This window comes from Bradyrhizobium sp. CCBAU 65884 (assembly GCF_028128835.1).
Classification (GTDB): Bacteria; Pseudomonadota; Alphaproteobacteria; order Rhizobiales; family Xanthobacteraceae; genus Bradyrhizobium; species Bradyrhizobium ottawaense.
In genome coordinates, this window is the sequence record NZ_LBJU01000125.1 from 106,289 (window position 1) to 124,247 (window position 17,959).

16 protein-coding genes are annotated in these 17,959 nt (G+C 65.1%); 7 read left to right on the top strand and 9 right to left on the bottom strand.

The features are described 5' to 3' along the window. Positions 1-11: 11 nt before the first annotated feature. From XI03_RS26425 to XI03_RS26440, 4 genes are all read left to right on the top strand, one after another. Positions 12-1,499, top strand: a complete 1,488-nt coding sequence (locus XI03_RS26425; protein WP_271593722.1) for a D-alanyl-D-alanine carboxypeptidase family protein — start codon at positions 12-14, stop codon at positions 1,497-1,499. Between the two features lie 188 nt (positions 1,500-1,687). Further along, complete coding sequence (locus XI03_RS26430; protein WP_028140696.1) at positions 1,688-3,373, top strand: long-chain fatty acid--CoA ligase; 1,686 nt, start codon at positions 1,688-1,690, stop codon at positions 3,371-3,373. 15 nt (positions 3,374-3,388) lie between these two features. After that, entirely contained in the window at positions 3,389-3,943 is a 555-nt protein-coding gene (locus XI03_RS26435; protein WP_271593723.1) for a DUF924 family protein, read from the top strand. 108 nt (positions 3,944-4,051) lie between these two features. Further along, a complete protein-coding gene (locus XI03_RS26440) occupies positions 4,052-4,537 on the top strand; it encodes a peroxiredoxin (protein WP_018321314.1) in 486 nt (161 codons plus the stop codon). A 179-nt stretch (positions 4,538-4,716) separates the two neighbouring features. On the opposite strand, the gene rnhA is transcribed toward XI03_RS26440, so the two are convergent. From rnhA to ispH, 3 genes are read right to left on the bottom strand one after another with little or no spacing between them, the layout of a single operon-like run. Next, positions 4,717-5,181, bottom strand: coding sequence for a ribonuclease HI (rnhA, locus tag XI03_RS26445; protein ID WP_028140698.1), 465 nt, complete (start codon positions 5,179-5,181; stop codon positions 4,717-4,719). Then, positions 5,178-6,161: a homoserine kinase gene (locus tag XI03_RS26450; RefSeq protein WP_271593724.1), complete on the bottom strand. Its 984-nt coding sequence runs from the start codon at positions 6,159-6,161 to the stop codon at positions 5,178-5,180. Before XI03_RS26450 ends, rnhA begins: the two co-directional genes overlap by 4 nt. A 6-nt stretch (positions 6,162-6,167) precedes the next feature. Next, on the bottom strand, positions 6,168-7,136 hold the full coding sequence (gene ispH, locus XI03_RS26455) for a 4-hydroxy-3-methylbut-2-enyl diphosphate reductase (RefSeq protein ID WP_028140700.1): 969 nt from the start codon (positions 7,134-7,136) through the stop codon (positions 6,168-6,170). A 243-nt stretch (positions 7,137-7,379) separates the two neighbouring features. Here ispH and XI03_RS26460 point away from each other — a divergent pair, with 243 nt between their 5' ends. Further along, on the top strand, positions 7,380-8,075 hold the full coding sequence (locus tag XI03_RS26460) for a DUF1013 domain-containing protein (RefSeq protein ID WP_028140701.1): 696 nt from the start codon (positions 7,380-7,382) through the stop codon (positions 8,073-8,075). Positions 8,076-8,315: 240 nt separating this feature from the next. On the opposite strand, the gene XI03_RS26465 is transcribed toward XI03_RS26460, so the two are convergent. The 5 genes from XI03_RS26465 to XI03_RS26485 all read right to left on the bottom strand — a co-directional run bounded on the left by XI03_RS26465 (position 8,316) and on the right by XI03_RS26485 (position 14,247). Next, positions 8,316-9,062 carry an OmpW/AlkL family protein gene (locus XI03_RS26465; RefSeq protein ID WP_028140702.1) on the bottom strand — a complete coding sequence of 249 codons (747 nt, stop codon included), beginning with the start codon at positions 9,060-9,062 and terminating at the stop codon, positions 8,316-8,318. Positions 9,063-9,245: 183 nt separating this feature from the next. After that, a complete protein-coding gene (locus tag XI03_RS26470; protein ID WP_038948868.1) occupies positions 9,246-9,515 on the bottom strand; it encodes a hypothetical protein in 270 nt (89 codons plus the stop codon). A gap of 118 nt (positions 9,516-9,633) precedes the next feature. Then, positions 9,634-11,544 carry a propionyl-CoA synthetase gene (locus tag XI03_RS26475; protein ID WP_028140704.1) on the bottom strand — a complete coding sequence of 637 codons (1,911 nt, stop codon included), beginning with the start codon at positions 11,542-11,544 and terminating at the stop codon, positions 9,634-9,636. 367 nt (positions 11,545-11,911) lie between these two features. Then, positions 11,912-13,297 (bottom strand): tetratricopeptide repeat protein, encoded by a 1,386-nt coding sequence (locus XI03_RS26480; protein WP_271593725.1) that lies wholly within the window; start codon positions 13,295-13,297, stop codon positions 11,912-11,914. A 185-nt stretch (positions 13,298-13,482) separates the two neighbouring features. After that, positions 13,483-14,247, bottom strand: coding sequence for a tetratricopeptide repeat protein (locus XI03_RS26485; protein ID WP_038974817.1), 765 nt, complete (start codon positions 14,245-14,247; stop codon positions 13,483-13,485). A 125-nt stretch (positions 14,248-14,372) separates the two neighbouring features. On the opposite strand from XI03_RS26485, the gene XI03_RS26490 reads away from it, so the two are divergent. Next, positions 14,373-15,917 (top strand): cation:proton antiporter, encoded by a 1,545-nt coding sequence (locus XI03_RS26490; RefSeq protein WP_271593726.1) that lies wholly within the window; start codon positions 14,373-14,375, stop codon positions 15,915-15,917. A 221-nt stretch (positions 15,918-16,138) separates the two neighbouring features. Next, positions 16,139-16,909 carry a hypothetical protein gene (locus tag XI03_RS26495; protein ID WP_095426851.1) on the top strand — a complete coding sequence of 257 codons (771 nt, stop codon included), beginning with the start codon at positions 16,139-16,141 and terminating at the stop codon, positions 16,907-16,909. 183 nt (positions 16,910-17,092) lie between these two features. Here XI03_RS26495 and XI03_RS26500 read toward each other — a convergent pair whose 3' ends face one another. Continuing rightward, positions 17,093-17,899 carry an SDR family NAD(P)-dependent oxidoreductase gene (locus XI03_RS26500; protein ID WP_028140710.1) on the bottom strand — a complete coding sequence of 269 codons (807 nt, stop codon included), beginning with the start codon at positions 17,897-17,899 and terminating at the stop codon, positions 17,093-17,095. Positions 17,900-17,959 lie beyond the last annotated feature (60 nt).

Here is a 17,959-nt window from a genome sequence, read left to right on the forward strand (position 1 = left end):
GGAATCGGATAGTGCACGCCCTACGCCCGCTGCTTCGCAAATCGCTGTTCAACCTGTTCGCTGCCACGCTCGCATGTGCCGCGCTGCTCGCGCCGCGCGGGGCGAGCGCCGAAGCGCTGCTGCTGATCGAGGCCGACACCGGTAAGGTGTTGCAGGCCGATAACGCGACCATTCCCTGGTATCCGGCCTCCGTCACCAAGATCATGACAGCCTATGTGACGTTGAGGGCGGTCAAGGACGGCAGGCTGACGCTCGACACGCTGCTCACGGTATCGCCGACGGCGGCCTCGCAGTCGCCCTCGAAGATGGGGTTCCGTCCGGGAACGCAGCTCACCGTCGACAACGCGCTGAAGATGATGATGGTCAAGTCGGCGAACGACATGGCCGTGGTGCTCGCCGAAGGCGTCGGCGGTTCGATCGACGGTTTCTCCGCGATGATGAACGATACCGCGAAGAAGCTCGGCATGACGCAAACCAGCTACGTCAACCCGAACGGCCTGCCCGCCGACGGCCAGATCACGTCGGCGCGCGACCTCGGCATCCTCGCGCGCTCGTTCCTGCGCGACCTGCCGGAATACGAATACTTCGTGCACATCCCGGCGATCCGCTTCGGCAAGCGCACCACCGGCAATTTCAACAAGCTGATCGGCCGCTATCCCGGCGCCGACGGTTTCAAGACCGGCTTCATCTGCGCCTCCGGCTACAACCTCGTCGCCTCGGCCACCCGCAACGGGCGCCGGCTGATCGCGGTGGTGCTCGGCGCCAATTCCGGCACCGCGCGCGCGGTGAAGGCGGCGCAGCTGCTGGAGCGCGGCTTCAGCCAGGACAATCTGACGTGGCTGCGCCCCTCGCTCGGCACGGTCGATAACCTCGTGCCGGTCGATGCCTCGCCGCCGAACCTGCGCGACGAGATGTGCGGCGGCCATCGCAAGCGGCCGGCCAGCGACGACGACGATGCGCTGATTGCGGCCAATGGCGGCACCAGCGGATCGGCCTCGGCCACCGGCGGCGAAGCCCAGGTGACCTTCTTCACCGCCGGCCTCCAGCCGCCCCTGATGAAGGCCTCCGAGCTGATGGCCTCGGCTCCCGCGGCGGCCGAGCCCGTGCTGGTCTATACCGGCCCGACCCGCACCGGCACCGCCCTGATCGCGGCGGTCGCGGCCGATGCCGACCAGCAGGCCGCGTCAAAGCCGCGTGGCAAGAAGTCGCGCGTGGCCAAGAAGCCTGACGCGGCCGACAAGCCGAAAGACGCGGGCAAGGACGCCGCCAAGGACACCAAGACAGCGGCCGTGAAGCCTGTCGCCAAGCCGGCTGAGGCCAAGGGCAACGATAAGAGCGACGCGAAGACCGCGGCGAAGCCGGCGGCGCCCAAGCATGCTGCCGCCAAGCACGACGCGGTGGCAAAACCCGCCGAGAAGCCCGCGGCCAGCAGCGATCCGAAGCCCGCCAAGCCCAAGGCCGCGACAAAGCCCGCCGCCAAGCCGGCCAACAACAGTTAACGGCGCGCCGAGCCGGGACCCCGCGCTTCGCACCTGCGGCAGCGCGGTAACTCGACGATTCCGGTAGCCACTCCCTGACCGATGTCTTAAGCCTCGACGACTTGCCACCCGTTCCGGCAGGCTCGATACTGGCAGCAATGAGGCAAGCCCGAGACACAGCGGGCTCTGGTAGATGAGGGGAGTTTTCCATGGAGCGCATCTGGCTCAAGCAATATCCGCCCGGCGTGCCCGCCGATATCGAGCCGACCCAATACGCATCGCTGGTCGATCTTCTTGAAGAGAGCTTCACCAAGTTCGCCGACCGCAAGGCGTTCATCTGCATGGACAAGTCCATCAGCTATCGCGACCTCGACCAGATGTCGGTCGCGCTCGCCGCCTATTTGCAGGGCCGCGGGCTGCAGCGCGGCGCCCGCATCGCCATCATGATGCCGAACGTGCTGCAATATCCGATCGCGACCGCCGCCGCGCTGCGCGCCGGTTTCGCGGTGGTCAATGTCAATCCGCTCTACACCCCGCGCGAGCTCGAGCACCAGCTCAAGGATTCCGGCGCCGAAGCCATCATCGTGCTGGAGAACTTCGCCCACACCGTCGAGCAGGTGATCGCCAGGACGCAGGTCAAGCACGTGATCGTCGGCAGCATGGGCGATCTGCTCGGCTTCAAGGGCGTGATCGTCAATCTCGTCGTCCGCCGCGTCAAGAAGATGGTACCGGCATGGTCGCTGCCGGGCTCGATCTCCTTCAACGATGCGCTGTCGGCCGGCCGCGGCATGACCTTCAACAAGCCAAAGCTCTCGCCGGGCGACGTCGCCTTCCTGCAATATACCGGCGGCACCACCGGCGTCTCCAAGGGCGCCACCCTGCTCCACCGCAACATCGTCGCCAACGTCCTGCAGAACGACGCCTGGCTCCAGCCGGCGCTCGCCGCGCCGCCGCATGTCGACCAGCTCATGATCGTCTGCGCGCTGCCGCTCTATCACATCTTCGCGCTGACGGCCTGCTACCTGCTCGCGGTGCGCGCCGGCGGCTGCAATCTCCTGATCCCCAACCCGCGCGACATCGCGGGCTTCGTCAAGGAGCTGGCGAAATACCAGGTCAACAGCTTCCCGGCCGTGAACACGCTCTACAACGGCCTGATGCACCACCCTGATTTCAAGAAGCTCGACTTCTCCAAGCTGAAGATCTCCAACGGCGGCGGCATGGCGGTGCAGCGCCCCGTGGCCGATCAATGGAAGGCGATCACCGGCTGCTTCATCGCCGAGGGCTACGGCCTGTCGGAGACTTCGCCGACGCTGACCTGCAATCCGGCAACGGCAACCGAGTTCACCGGAACGATCGGCATTCCCGTGCCATCGACCTACATCTCGATCCGCGACGACGACGGCAACGAGGTGCCGCTCGGCCAGGCGGGCGAGATCTGCGCCAAGGGTCCGCAGGTGATGTCGGGCTACTGGAACAGGCCCGAGGAGACCGCCAAGGTGATGACCGCGGACGGCTATTTCCGCACCGGCGACATCGGCATCATGGACGAGAAGGGCTACACCAAGATCGTCGACCGCAAGAAGGACATGATCCTGGTCTCCGGCTTCAACGTCTATCCGAACGAGATCGAGGAAGTGATCGCGAGTCATCCGGGCGTGCTCGAATGCGCCGTGATCGGCATCCCCGATTCCAAGTCGGGCGAAGCGGTGAAGGCTTTCGTGGTGAAGAAGGATCAGAACCTCACCGCTGAGGCGGTGATCAAATTCTGTCACGAGCAGCTCACCGGCTACAAGGTGCCCAAGCACATCGAATTCCGGAGCGACCTGCCCAAGACCAATGTCGGCAAGATCCTGCGACGCGAGCTGCGCGACGAGAAGAAGGCTCAGGCGGCGTAAGCGCGTCGCCGATTCATGACCGCGGTCGGCGATATCACGCCATCGGGCATTCTCGCCTTCTGGCGCGAGGCCGGCCGCGAGCGCTGGTACAAGCGCAACGACGTCTTCGACGCGGAAGTCAGGCGCCGCTTCCTTGCTTTGTGGCAGAAGGCGGTCGCCGGCGAGATCGCTTCATGGGAGGCAAGCGACGACGGCGCACTCGCGCTGGTCATCGTGCTCGACCAATTCCCCCGCAACATGTTCCGCGGCACGCCCCAGGCCTTTGCCAGCGATGCGCTGGCGCGCGACGTCGCCCGCCGGGCGATCGATCGCGGTGTCGATGCCAGGGTCGATCCGGTCCTGCTCGAATTCCTTTATTTGCCCTTCATGCATTCGGAGCACCTGCCCGACCAGCTGCATTGCGTCGTGCTGTTTCAGAACACCGAGAATGCTGAAAACCTGAAATACGCCCGGGAGCACGCCGACATCATCCAGCGGTTCGGCCGGTTTCCCCACCGCAACCACCTGCTCGGCCGCGACAGCACCGAGGAAGAGCAGGCCTTCCTCGACAAGGGCGGCTTCGCCGGTTGATGACATCACGGTGAAGGGGCCCCACCCTCACCGCTTCGCCCGCCAGCAATATTGTGCAGGCCCGCGGCACGGTCTAATAAGCGGGATCGATATTCAGGGAGACCGACAATGGCGATCCAGACTGGCGACAAGCTGCCCGAGGCGAAATTCCGCGTGATGACGGCGGAAGGCCCGCAGGTGAAGACCACCGACGATATCTTCAAGGGCAAGAAGGTGGCGCTGTTCGCGGTGCCCGGCGCCTATACCGGCACCTGCCACAAGATGCATCTGCCGAGCATCTTCCTCAACGCCTATGCCCTGAAGGACAAGGGCGTCGATAGCATCGCCATCGTGTCCGTCAACGACGCCTTCGTCATGAACGCCTGGAAGCGCGACACCGACCAGCGCGACGAGGCTATCTTTCTCGCCGACGGCAATGCCGATTTCACCAAGGCGATCGGCATGGAGCTGGACGCCTCCGCCAACGGCCTCGGCATCCGCTCCAAGCGTTATTCGATGCTGGTCGAGGACGGCGTGGTGAAGAAGCTGAACCTCGAGGCGATGCCCGGCAAGGTCGAGGTCTCCGGCGGCGATACGCTGCTCGGGCAGCTGTAAGGCGGCCACCGCTTTCAGCCAATCACTCGGTGTCGTCCCGGCGAACGCCGGGACCCATACTCTCAGGGTGGAGTAGCGGAGCGAGCTGGTCACCACGAGTCTTCGCCAAACTCGACCCGGTGGGTATGGATCCCGGCTTTCGCCGGGATGACGGCAGTGAGTGGAGCGCCGGCAGCCCCCTACTCCGCCAGCCTCTGCTGCAACCTAGCCTTCACGATCCCGTCCCGCGCCAGCTGATCGGCACGCTCGTTCTCTGGATGCCCGGCATGGCCCTTGACCCAATGCCAGCGGACCTCGTGCGCCTTCAGCGCGGCATCCAGGCGCTGCCATAGCTCGACATTCTTCACCGGCTTCTTGTCGGCGGTGCGCCAGCCGTTGCGCTTCCAGCCATGAATCCAGCCGGTGATGCCCTGCCGGACATACTGGCTGTCGGTGTAGAGATCGACCGTGCACGGCTTCTTCAGCGCTTCGAGCGCCGAGATCGCCGCCATCAGCTCCATCTGGTTGTTGGTGGTGTGGCGCTCGCCGCCGTTCAGCTCTTTTTCCTTGTCGCCGAACTTCAGGATCGCGCCCCAGCCGCCCGGCCCGGGATTTCCCGAGCAGGCGCCATCGGTATAGATCGTGACATTGGGAAGCTCGCTCACGCGACCAATCCTGACGGCATCAGCCCGTAATCGCGTACGCTCGTCACGCTCTGGTGGAAGCGCAGCTTGCGGACATATTCCAGCGGATCCTTCGGCTTGACCAGCGCGCCTTCGGGGACGTTGAGCCAGTCGACCAGCCGCGTCAGCAGGAAGCGGATCGCAGCACCCCGCGCCAGCAGCGGCAGTGCGGCCTCTTCGGCCTCGCTCAGCTTTCGCACGCCGCCATAAGCATTGAGGAAAGCGCGCGCCTTGGTGACGTTGAAGGAATGATCCGGCTCGAAGCACCAGGCGTTGAGGCAGATCGCGACATCATAGGCCAGCATGTCGTTGCAGGCGAAGGTGAAGTCGATGATCCCCGAGAGCTGGTCGCCGAGGAAGAAGACGTTGTCGTTGAAGAGGTCGGCGTGGATCACGCCCTCCGGCAGATCGCCCGGCCAGATCCCGCTCGAGAGATGGTCGAGCTCGGCCGCCAGGAACGCGCGCAGGCCCGGCTGCACCTCGTCGGCGCGGTTTGACGCCGCATCGAACAGCGGCCGCCAGCCCGCGACCGACAGCGCATTGGCGCGCCGAACCGCAAAATTCGCGCCGGCCAGATGCATCTTAGCCAGCGCCCCGCCGACACCGGCGCAATGGGCCACGTTCGGCTTGCGCGGCCACATGCCTTCGAGAAAGGTGATGATCGCCGCGGGACGCCCCGACAGCTCGCGCAACGCCTCGCCGTCTCTTCCTTTCACCGGCAGCGGGCAGTTGATGCCGTGCTCGGCCAGATGCGTCATCAGGGCGAGGAAGAACGGCAAATCGTTCTTCGCCACACGCTTCTCGTAGAGCGTGAGGATGAACGAGCCCTCGGTCGTATGCAGCAGGAAGTTGGTATTCTCGACGCCCTCGGCGATGCCCTTGTAGGAGAGCAATTCGCCGAGCTCGTATTGCTTCAGGAAATCCGCAAGCTCGTCGGCGGCAACGTCGGTGTAGACCGCCATAAAGGTCTACTCGGCGGCGGCTTCGGGGCGCACCTGACGCGGCAGCGGGAAGAACTCGTTCTCCTCCGCGGCCGAGACCGTCTCCACATGCAGCGTGTAGCGCTCGGCGAAGGCGTCCATGATCTCCTCGACGATCACTTCCGGCGCGGACGCACCCGCGGTGATGCCGAGGCTCTTGATGTTGCCGAACTTGTCCCAGTCGATGTCGGTGGCACGCTGCGCCAGCACCGCAATCCCGCAGCCCTCGCGCTCGGCGACCTCGCGCAGGCGCTGCGAGTTCGACGAATTGGGGGCGCCGACGACGATGAGCGCGTCGACCACCGGCGCCACCTTCTTCACCGCGAGCTGGCGGTTGGTGGTGGCGTAGCAGATGTCTTCCTTGTGCGGCCCGTTGATGTTCGGGAAGCGCTCCTTCAGCAGCGCCACGATCTCCGCGGTGTCGTCGATCGACAGCGTGGTCTGGGTCACGAAGGCGAGGTTGTTGGGGTCCTTCGGGGAGATGGTCTTGGCGTCCTCGGCGGTCTCGATCAGGGTCACGGCGCCGGTCGGAAGCTGGCCGAGCGTGCCGACCACTTCGGGGTGATGGGAGTGGCCGATCAGGAAGATCTCGCGGCCACGCTTGAAGTGGATCGCGGCCTCGCGGTGCACCTTGGTCACCAGCGGGCAGGTCGCATCCAGCGAGAACAAATTGCGGGACTGGGCGTCGGCCGGAACCGATTTCGGCACGCCATGGGCCGAGAACACCACCGGCGCGCTGGTGTTTTCCGGGATTTCGGCCAGCTCCTCGACGAAGATGGCGCCCTTCTTCTTCAACCCGTCGACGACATACTTGTTGTGCACAATCTCATGGCGAACATAGACGGGGGCGCCGTACTTATCGAGCGCCCGTTCCACGGTGTCGATCGCCCGGACCACCCCGGCGCAGAAGCCACGGGGAGAACAAAGCACGATCTTGAGGTCTGGTTTGGCTGACATTGAGCGATCTCGGGACCGAATCACCTCGCCAAATGGGCGGGAAGCGGTCGATGGATGGAATAGGGCTTGGGTACGGGCTTACAGGGAATTGGGCCCCCTTTCGGGCGCTGTCAAGGCACTATCTATAGCAGAACCATTGCGTGGCTACCCCCTCCGGGCTTATATAGCGCGAATTCCCAGTCATCGCTGATGACCACCGGTTTCGCCTCCAGAGGGGTGGGCGAAGCACAAAGGAGATTTGCCATGAGCAACGCACCTCTGATGCCCAAGGCGACCGCCGTCTGGCTGCTCGACAACACCGCGCTGACCTTCGACCAGGTCGCCGATTTCACCAAGATGCATCCCCTCGAGGTGCGCGCAATCGCCGACGGCGATGCTGCCCAGGGCATCAAGGGCATGGATCCCCTCTCCAACGGCCAGCTGACCCGCGAGGAGATCGAGAAGGGCGAGAGGAATCCGGATTATCGGCTCCGCCTCCAGGAGAGCAAGGTGGTGCTGCCGCCCCAGCCCAAGCGCAAGGGCCCGCGCTACACCCCGGTCTCGCGCCGCCACGAACGTCCGAGCGCCATCCTCTGGCTGCTGCGCAACCATGCCGAGCTCAAGGACGCCCAGATCATGCGCCTGGTCGGCACCACCAAGAGCACCATCGCGAGCGTGCGGGACCGCACCCACTGGAACACCTCCCAGCTGACCCCGATCGACCCCGTCACCCTCGGCCTCTGCTCGCAGATCGAGCTCGATTTCGAGGTGGCGCGCGCGGCCAAGGAGAAGCCGATCGACGCAGCCTATGGCGGCGCCACGCTGCTGCCGGCCTCCGAGACCACCAAGAAGGACGAGTTCGAGCCGGCCGAGCGATCGAACGACGACCTCAACCTCGACGCCGTGTTCGCCAAGCTGAAGACGCTCGGCGGCAAGAAGCAGGAAGACGAGGAAGAGTAGTTCCTCTCCCTCTCTTCCGTTCGCTTCAAACGCAAAAAGCGCGGCAGGAAACCTGCCGCGCTTTTGTATTTCCCCCTCTCCCGGTGGTCGTCCCCGCGAACGCGGGGACCCATAACCCCAGGAAGAGGTTTGACGAAGACTCGTCGTTCGGTACTGCTCTTTCTATCGATAGCTTCCGCGGTATGGGTCCCGGCGTTCGCCGGGACGACAGCGGAATTCGTTGCTCTATGCGAGCGCTCCTCAGAACTTGTACGTCACGCCCGCGCCGACCAGCCACGGATCGATATGCGCGGTGCCGGTGACCGGCAGGCCGGAGACGGTGGCGCTGTAGTCCGGACGCAGCCAGAGCTTCTTGACGTCGACGTTGAGACCCCAGTGCCGGTCGATCATGTAGTCGAAGCCGAACTGCACGGCGCCGCCCCAGGCGTTGCTGACATGCAGGTTGGTGGTGGTGGCGACGATCGCGGGCGGACCGGCGATTGCGGCAGGCGAATTGGCCGCGGAATTGTTGAAGAACACGGTGTAGTTCACACCGGCGCCAACATACGGCTTGAACGCGCCGAACTGGTCGAAGTGATATTGCAGCGTCAGCGTCGGCGGCAGCAGCGTGGTCTTGCCGATCGGCAGGTTCGCGAGCGAGCCGGTGCCGCTGATCGAGTGCCGGGTCACGCCGAGGATCAGTTCGGCCGCGATGTTCTTGGTGAAGAAGTAGCTGATGTCGAGCTCGGGGACGACCTGATCGCTGATCGAAAGGCCGGAGTTCGGCGAGGACAGCGAGGGCACGCCCGCCACATTGACGGTCGAGCCGCCGGCATCCGGCAACACGCCGAGCACGCGCAGACGCACCATCCACGGATTGAACGCCTCCACCGGCGGCGGCGCCTTCTTGTAAACCGGCAAATCGGCAGCCTGCACCGATGCAAACGTGCCCGCGAGCATCGCGCCAACCGTCGCAAGCCGCGCCAGGTTTCTTGTCGTTCTCTGCATTTCAATCCCCTTCAGCCTTCACTCGCGCGTCGTTGCGCGACATGAGCGTCAGAGCAGAAGGGGGGCGCCGAAGGATTTGACTTCGATCAATTCAGCCAGACGCAGCCACGATTTGGCCACGGCGTTGCAGATCTGTCACGGAAATCACGAATGCGGCGCGGCAGGATAATGCCGCACCTCACATCAGGGCCGCTCGGGATGGTTCAGCATGTATTCGCCGAGGTCGCGCTGGCGGCGATCTGCACGGGCGGTGGCGGCGTTGCGCTGAACGTCGCGATCCTTGCGGCAGGCCACGTATTCCGGCGAGCCCTGCGCATTGCCCCGGCTCAGGCAGACCGCATCGTCATCGTCGCCGCCCACCGCTACCGGCGTCTGGTAGCGCGCGGAGCAGGCGGAGAGAGCGATGGCAAGCAGCACAGCTGCAAGCAGGCGCGGCGCGGCGGCGAATGGCATACGAGGTCCCCTATTGGCCGGCCCTGTTTAGCGCGGAATGAGGAGATTGTAAGTCGGCAACACCGTCATACCGGGGCGATGCGAAGCATCGAACCCGGAATGACAGACCAGCTTCGCCTCACACCCGCCCCTTCAGCGCCTCCCCGATCTCGTCGAGCGTCTTGGGATCCTCGATCGTCGCCGGCATGGTCCAGGACTCGCCGTCGGCGATCTTCTTGATGGTGCCGCGCAGAATCTTGCCGGAGCGTGTCTTGGGCAGGCGGCCGACGGTGATCGCGAGCTTGAAGGCGGCGACCGGGCCGAGCTTGTCGCGCACCAGCGCGACGATCTCCTTCTCGATCTCGGCGGGCGCACGCTTCACGCCGGCCTTGAGCACCAGGAAGCCGCAGGGCACCTCGCCCTTGATCGCGTCCTTGACGCCGAGCACGGCACATTCGGCAACATCGGGATGCGAGGCCAGGATCTCCTCCATGCCGCCGGTGGAGAGCCGATGGCCGGCGACGTTGATGATGTCGTCGGTGCGGCCCATGACGAAGACATAGCCGTCCTCGTCCTTGTAGCCGGCATCCGAGGTCTTGTAATAGCCGGGGAATTCGCTGAGATAAGCCTCCCTGAAGCGTGCATCCTGATTCCACAGGGTCGGCAGGCAGCCCGGCGGCATCGGCAGCTTGATGACGATCGAGCCCATGGTGTTGGGCCCGACCGGCTTTGCCGCCTCGTCGACCACGTCGACCTGGTAGCCCGGCATCGGCACCGTCGGCGAGCCGTGCTTCACCGGCAGCATGCCGAGCCCGACCGGGTTGCCGGCGATGCACCAGCCGGTCTCGGTCTGCCACCAATGGTCGATCACCGGCACCTTCAGCTGTTGCTCCGCCCATTCGACCGTCGGCGGATCGGCACGCTCGCCGGCGAGGAACAGCGTGCGGAACTTCGACAGGTCGTATTGCCGGATGAACTTTCCTTCCGGATCGTCCTTCCGGATCGCGCGGAACGCGGTCGGCGCGGTGAAGAACGCGACCGCCTTGTGCTCGGCGATCACGCGCCAGAACGCGCCGGCGTCGGGCGTGCCGACCGGCTTGCCCTCATACATGATCGTCGTCGCGCCGTGCAGCAGCGGCCCGTAGACGATGTAGCTGTGGCCGACCACCCAGCCGATGTCGGAGCCGCACCACCACACCTCGCCCGGCTTGACGCCATAGAGGTTGAACATCGACCATTTCACCGCGACGAGATGGCCGCCATTGTCGCGCACGACGCCCTTCGGGATACCCGTGGTGCCCGAGGTGTAGAGGATGTAGAGCGGATCGGTCGCGGCAACAGCCGCGCAGGGCGCCTTCTTGCCGTCGTTCATCGCCTTGCGGCGCAGGCTCGCCCAATCGTAGTCCCGTCCCGGGGCCAGGTCGCAAGTGAGCTGCGGGCGTTGCAGCACGATGCAGGCCTTCGGCTTGCTGCCGGCAAGCCTGATCGCCTCGTCGAGCAGCGGCTTGTACTGCACGATGCGGCCGGGCTCGATCCCGCAGCTTGCGGAGAGAATGAGTTTCGGCTGCGCGTCGTCGATGCGGGTGGCGAGCTCCTTCGCTGCAAAGCCGCCGAACACCACGGAGTGCACCGCCCCGATCCGCGCGCAGGCGAGCATCGCGACCACGGCCTCCGGCACCATCGGCATATAGAGGATGACGCGGTCGCCCTTGGCGACGCCGAAATCCTGCATGATGGCGCCAAGCGCCTGCACCTCGTTCAGCAGTTCGGCATAGGTGAGCTTGGTGACGCTGCCCGTGAGCGGCGAATCGTGGATCAGCGCGACCTGGTCGGCGCGCCCGCCTTCGACATGGCGGTCGAGCGCGTTGTAGCAGGTATTGACGACGCCGCCGGCGAACCAGCGGCCGTAGGTCCCTTGCGAGGGGTCGAAGATGGTCTTCGGCGGCTCGATCCAGTCGATCTCTTTCGCGGCCTCGGCCCAGAAGCCTTCGGGATCGGCCAGCGAGCGCGCATGGACCTCATGATAACTGCTCTTGCCCTGGATGTTCATTCCCGCGCTCCCGTTACCTTTATCGGCCTGACCTCGAACCTTGCGGCCCGGCGGTCGCCCCGCCATGACCCGGATCAAGTGTCGGCCTTGTTTGAGAGGTATTTTCCCGGGAACGGGCCGCGGTTCAAGCTGAAAAGGATGGGTTATCTCTCCCTCTCCCCGCTTGCGGCAGGGCTATCGCATATGGGGTATGGGCTAGGGGGGCACGACAGTACCCACATCGTCATGGCCGGGCTTGTCCCGGCCATCCACGCCTTTCCATAACGCACGGAGAACGTGGATGCCCGGGACAAGCCCGGCCATGACGACCTCTGCTAGATGTTCAATTGCCCTGCCGCTCACGGCAGGGAGAGGCGAAGAGTCCGCCTCAGCTCTCCGTCGCGTTCAGCTTCTGCAACCGCTCCTGCATGACCTTCCTCAGATCATAGCCCGGCCGGCCGAAGCTGGCGTTGCGGAGGCTAAGGAAATCGCGCTGGGTCTTGCGCAGCTCGCCAGCCGAGCGCTTGCCCGCCGATTTCAGCACGCGCTCATAGGTCTCGGCGATCTGGCGGTCGAGCACGCCCAGCTGCGGATCGGCGCAGATCACCTTCTCGACCTCGCGCTTGGCGCTCGCGCATGCGAAGGACGGACCATTGCCGGACGCCGCATTCAGCGCCCGCGGCGGCTCATCGCCGAATTTCGCGATCTCCGCGATCATGCTGCGGCGGCCGTTGGCAGCGTTCTCGTTGCCGGGATCGAGCTTGAGCGCCGTCTCGTAATCGGCCAGCGCCTTCCTGCGCTCGCCCATCTTCTTGTAGAGCACGGCGCGGTTGTTGTAGGTCAGCGCGAAATTCGGATCGATCTTCAGCGCAGCCTCGTAGTCACCGAGCGCGGCTCCGAACTCACCCTTGAACTGGTAGGAATCGCCGCGGTTGGTGAAGAAGTTCGGCCGGGGCGCGAGGCGCAGCGCCTGATCGTAATCGGCGATCGCCTTGTCGTACTCTTTCATGGCAGCATAGGTGAGCCCGCGATTGTCAAAATATTCGGGCACCTTCGGATCGAGCCTGATCGCTTCGCCGTCGTCGGCCACCGCCTTGTCGAGCTGGCCGAGCTTCTTGTAAGCGGCGCCGCGGTTGGTGTAGGTGCGCGGACGGTTGGGATCGAGCCGCAGCGCCTCGCTGAGATCCTTGATCGCCTTCTCGTTGTCGCCGCCGAGATAGTAGTTCACGCCGCGGTCGGACCATGCCTGTGCATCATCCGGCTTCAGCTTGATCGCCTGGTCGTAATCGGCGAGCGCGCGGTCAAGCCTGCGCTGAGTGGTGTACACGACACCGCGCAGCTCGTAAGCCTCCGCATTCTGCGGATCGAGCTCGATCGCCTTGCTCAGATCCGCCGCCGCTCGGTTGAGATCCCCGCCGGCCTCGCGCAAGAGGTCGCCGCGCAGGCGCCAGGCCTTTGCATTCTTGCCGTCGATTGCGATGGCGCGGTCGATGTCCCGCAGGGCTTGCGTGAGGCCGCCAGAAGTCCGGGCATTGGCGTCGGCGCGAACCAGCAGCGCCGCGGCGCGGTCGGACGCGGGACTTGCGCCCTGGTCGATGATGACGGTGCACGCCGGGATCAGCTCCACGGGAACAGCCTTGCTGCCCATCACGCAATCGGCGCCCGCCGAGGCGGGGGCTGCAAGGACGAGGCTCATCGCCGCCCCGAGAAGAAAAGCGCGAAGCGAGATTTTGGCAAGCGAAAGCGCTTGCGCGGAAGGATGCGTGCCGCACATGGCAGAGTGCTCCGTGACGTCGGGTTCTCACCGTTGTCGCGGCAGGGAAGAAATGGGTTCAAGTCGGCTCTGTCTACGCCGTCATGGCCGAGCTTGTCCCGGCCATCCAGGTCTCACGCGCGGCACAAAGAACGTGGATGCCCGGGACAAGCCCGGGCATGACGAGCTCTCGTGCAGCAACGGGCCTAATATCCGTCTACCCCGTTGAGTCGCAGCAAGCGCTCCTGCATCGCCTTCTTCAGATCATACCCCGCCCGGCCGTACCCGGCATTGCGGCGGGCGATGAACTCATCCTGCTCGCGCTGGAGGTTCTTCGCTTCCGCCGGATTGCGCGCCTCCCGGATCACCCGGGCATTCGATGCAAAGATCTCGCGGTCGAGATCGGCGAGTTCGCGGTTGCCGCAGATCGCCTTCTCCACGGCACGGGCCGCACGCCTGCAGTTGAAGCTGGGCTTGCCGGCGACCGCCATCTGCGCGCCGATCCGCTCCAGCTCGCGCGCCATTGCCTTGTGATTGGCCTTGGCCTTCTCGTGGTTCGGGTCGATCTTGAGCGCCGCGCCGAAATCCTGCACCGCCTTGGGCTTGTCGCCCTTCTTCAGCCAGAGCTCGCCGCGAGCGTTCCAGATATCGGCGAGCGCAGGGTCGAGCGAAAGAGCGCGGCTGTCGTCGGCGATGGCGCGGTCGACCTGGTCGTGCCGCGCATAGAGCGCCGCGCGCGCGATCAGCGCCTTGATCAGATCCCCCTTCGCCGTCTTCTCATTGTCGATCACGCCGGCGCAGGCCGTGGCAGCCTTGTCCACATCGTCTGCCGCGGTCGCCGCGAGGCATGAGGCCACATCGACCTGGATCACCGCAGCCGGTTCGCCGCCGGTCGCAGCCCGGGCGGCATTCAGCGACAGCGCGCAAAACAATACGGCACCTGAGAGTTGAATGAGTTTTTGAAAACACATGCTCGTTGCAGTCGGTGTCTTGCTTTGTGGCTTGCCTTACGTCTTGCCTCGGGGCCGTACTATCCATCATACGGCCGGATTGGTGCTAGCTTGTGGCGCTGCTCGGACCGGCTTCGGGGATCATCGTGTCGACATTCGAATGGATCATCGCGCTTCTGCTCGGCGCCGTTGCCTTATCGGCGCTGGCGCGGCGGATCAAGGTCCCCTACCCGACCTTTCTGGCGATCGGCGGCGCGCTGATCGCCTTCGTGCCGTCCAGTCCGTCCTGGGCGCTGGAGCCGGACCTGGCATTGGCGCTTTTTGTCGCACCGGTGCTGCTCGATGCCGCCTTCGACACCTCGCTGCGCGATCTGCGCAACAATTGGGTTCCGGTCTCGACCCTGGTCGTCGCCGCGGTCGGCTTGACCACGGCCGGCGTCGCCTTCGTCGCGCACCGGCTGATGCCCGATATGCCGTGGGCCGCCGCGGTCGCGCTCGGTGCCATCGTGGCCCCGCCCGATGCGGCCGCTGCGGTCGCGATCCTGAGCCAGGTGAAGCTGCCCCACCGCATGGTGAAAGTCCTGGAGGGCGAGAGCCTGCTCAACGACGCGAGCGCGCTCCTGATCTACCGCATCGCGGTCGGCGCGGTGGCCACCGAGCATCTGACATGGAGCCAGGTCGCGCCGACGATGGCGCTCGCGCTGGTCGGCAGCGTCGTCGCCGGCCTGCTCGCGGGCTACATCATCCCGTTGCTCCTGGAACGGGTCAAGGAAGCACCCAGCGCGATCATCGTGCAGTTCGCCACCACCTTCATGGTCTGGATCGCCGCGGAGCATCTCGGCCTCTCCGGCATCCTCACCATCGTCGTCTACGCCATCACCATGGCGCGCACGGCGGGGGCGCGCATGCCGGCACGGCTGCGGGTGCCGTCCTATGCGGTGTGGGAAACGATGGTGTTCGTGCTCAACGTGCTCGCCTTCATGCTGATCGGCATGCAGATGCGGCCGATCTGGACGCGGCTGGATGCGGACGTGCGCTGGGAATATTGCGTGGCCGCTGGCTGGATCCTGCTGACGGTGATCCTGGTGCGCCTCGCCTGGGTGACGTTCTATCGCACGACCTTGCGGGTGCTGGTCGCGCAGGGGATCTACCATCCGAAGGATCCGAGGGCCGTCGCCTCGCCCAAGGGCGGCCTCATCATCTCCTGGTGCGGCATGCGCGGCCTCGTCACGCTCGCCACAGCTTTTGCGCTGCCGGAGAATTTTCCCTATCGCGACTTCATCGTCTTCATCGCCTTTGCGGTGGTGCTGGGATCGCTGGTGATCCAGGGCCTGACGCTGCGGCCGCTGATCCTGGCGTTCGGCCTCAAGGACGACGATCCCGTCGGCAACGAGGTCGCGCGCGCTCGCGCCGTCGCCTATCGTGCCGCGCTCGATGCGATCGAGAGCGATCCGTCCGAGGAAGCCGAGATCCTGCGGCTGGAATATCGCGCCATCCTGATGCAAGCCGGGAGCGATCCCAACGGCGGCATCGCCAGTGGCGAACTGCCAGCCGATCCCCTGCGCCGCCGCGCCATCGCGGCCGCGCGCAAATCGATCTTCGAGCTCCGCGCCACCGAGGTGATCGGCGACGATGCCTTCCACCGGCTCGAAGAGGAGCTCGATCGCGCAGAATTGAGCGCGGGGGGATGAGGTAGCGCAGCCACAAACTCGGTGTCGTCCCGGACAAGCGCGCCCCAAGCGCGCGCAGATCCGGGACCCATAACCACAGGACGTCGTCGTGACACGAGGTTGGCAACTCCAAATCTTCGCCAAACACAATCCTGTGGTTATGGGTCCCGGGCTCGCGCTACGCGCGCCCCGGGACGACGGCCGGCATTGAACCAAACCCCACCTCTCCAGACTCATTCCTGATGACGACCCTGACCGACGACCGTCGTGTACGCGCGCGTGATGCGTCGCCTGCACGATATTTTTATCTCCACATGGCCCTGGCCTGCGCGGCCACAGCTTTTCTCGGCTTCGCACCGACCTATTGGGTTCCGCTCGCCAACCGGACGCTGTCCGCAAGCCCCGTGATTCACTTTCACGGACTGCTGTTCTTCACCTGGTCTGTCTATTTCGTGCTTCAGACCTGGCTTGCGGCCTCGGGCCGCCTCGTCAATCATCGTTCGCTCGGCATCGCCGGCGTCTCGCTCGCCACCGCGATGACGATCTTCGGCTTCCTCGCCTCCGTGCACGTGATGCAGCATTCCGCAGCCCTCGGGCAACGCGAGGCCGGCATCGGCTTCTCGATCGTGCCGATGAGCGGGATTGCGTTCTTCGCAATCGTGTTCGTGCTCGCAATCATGAACACCCGCAGAGGAGAGATTCACAAGCGCCTGATGCTGCTCGCCGCGGTCTCGATCCTCGATGCCGCGATCGCGCGCTGGTTCCTGACCTTCCTGGCGCCTCCCGGGCCACCCGGCCCGCCGCCGGTGCCGGTGACGATCGCGCCCGCCGTCGTCGCATCGCTCCTGCTCGTCGTCGCCATGGTGCGCGACTGGCGCACCGAAGGCCGCGTGCATCCGGTCTACATCTATGGCACGCTCGCGCTGCTGGCGGTAAAGGTCTTGAACTGGCCGATCAGCGAGACGGCTGCGTGGCACGCATTTGCCGGCGGGATACTGGCGCTGGCGCAGTGAGTAGCCAAACACTCCATTGTCGTCCCGGGGCGCGCGAAGCGCGAACCCGGGACCCATAACCACAGGGAGTAGTTACCTTGGTGAGCTGGTCACCGCGAGTCTTCGCCAAACCACGTCCTGTGGTTATGGGTCCCGGATCTGCGCTGCGCTTGTCCGGGACGACAGTGAAGCGTCAGGCGGCGCCTACGCCCCCGCCTTGCACGTGATCCCGCCGTCGACCACGAGCTCGATCCCCGTCACATATTTCGACTCGTCGGACGCCAGAAACAGCGCGGCGTTAGCCACGTCGAAGGCATCGCCCATGTGACCCATCGGCACCTGCGCATCGCGCGCGCGCCACATCGCCTCGACATCGCCCTTGGCGTAGCTGGCGGCAAGGCCGGCAGAGTGTTCTACCATCGGCGTCTTCATCAGGCCGGGCAGGATCGCGTTGACGCGGACATGGTGCCGCGCGAACTCGATCGCGGTGGTGCGCGTCATCTGGTTCATCGCCGCCTTCGAGGTGCCATAGGTGACGTAGGAGATGCCCATGTGGCGGATCGAGGCGATCGAGGAGATGTTGATGATCGAGCCGCCGCCCTGCTTCACCATGACGGGAATGACGTGCTTCATGGCGAAATAGGCGCTCTTGAGATTGACGCTGAAGACGCGGTCCCAGCTCTCCTCGGTCACCTCGACCACGCTGCCCATCTCTGCGATGCCGACATTGTTGTCGAGCACGTCGATGCGGCCATAGGCCTTCAGGCAGGCCGCCACCATCGCCTCGACCTCGCTCGCGCGGGACACATCGGCGGTGAAGGCGGTCGCCTTGCCGCCTTCGCCGGTGATGATCTTCGCGGTCTCCTCGGCAGCGGCACCGTTGCGGTCGACGCAAAACACCTGCGCGCCCTCGCGCGCGAAGGTCACCGCGGTCGCCTTGCCGTTGCCCCAGCCCGGTCCGATCGAGCCGGCCCCCACCACCATCGCAACCTTGCCCTTGAGCCGATCCATCATGTGTCTCCTTGTTGTTGTTCTTCTTGTAGCCCGGACGGGGCGTAAGCGTAATCCGGG

Excerpts from the sequence above, each read along its gene's own strand:
- XI03_RS26430 (WP_028140696.1), top strand. The coding sequence starts at position 1,688 with ATGGAGCGCATCTGGCTCAAGCAATATCCGCCCGGCGTGCCCGCCGAT.
- XI03_RS26435 (WP_271593723.1), top strand. The coding sequence starts at position 3,389 with ATGACCGCGGTCGGCGATATCACGCCATCGGGCATTCTCGCCTTCTGG.
- XI03_RS26440 (WP_018321314.1), top strand. The coding sequence starts at position 4,052 with ATGGCGATCCAGACTGGCGACAAGCTGCCCGAGGCGAAATTCCGCGTG.
- XI03_RS26450 (WP_271593724.1), bottom strand. The coding sequence starts at position 6,161 with ATGGCGGTCTACACCGACGTTGCCGCCGACGAGCTTGCGGATTTCCTG.
- ispH (WP_028140700.1), bottom strand. The coding sequence starts at position 7,136 with ATGTCAGCCAAACCAGACCTCAAGATCGTGCTTTGTTCTCCCCGTGGC.
- XI03_RS26460 (WP_028140701.1), top strand. The coding sequence starts at position 7,380 with ATGAGCAACGCACCTCTGATGCCCAAGGCGACCGCCGTCTGGCTGCTC.
- XI03_RS26465 (WP_028140702.1), bottom strand. The coding sequence starts at position 9,062 with ATGCAGAGAACGACAAGAAACCTGGCGCGGCTTGCGACGGTTGGCGCG.
- XI03_RS26470 (WP_038948868.1), bottom strand. The coding sequence starts at position 9,515 with ATGCCATTCGCCGCCGCGCCGCGCCTGCTTGCAGCTGTGCTGCTTGCC.
- XI03_RS26475 (WP_028140704.1), bottom strand. The coding sequence starts at position 11,544 with ATGAACATCCAGGGCAAGAGCAGTTATCATGAGGTCCATGCGCGCTCG.
- XI03_RS26480 (WP_271593725.1), bottom strand. The coding sequence starts at position 13,297 with ATGTGCGGCACGCATCCTTCCGCGCAAGCGCTTTCGCTTGCCAAAATC.
- XI03_RS26485 (WP_038974817.1), bottom strand. The coding sequence starts at position 14,247 with ATGTGTTTTCAAAAACTCATTCAACTCTCAGGTGCCGTATTGTTTTGC.
- XI03_RS26495 (WP_095426851.1), top strand. The coding sequence starts at position 16,139 with ATGACGACCCTGACCGACGACCGTCGTGTACGCGCGCGTGATGCGTCG.
- XI03_RS26500 (WP_028140710.1), bottom strand. The coding sequence starts at position 17,899 with ATGGATCGGCTCAAGGGCAAGGTTGCGATGGTGGTGGGGGCCGGCTCG.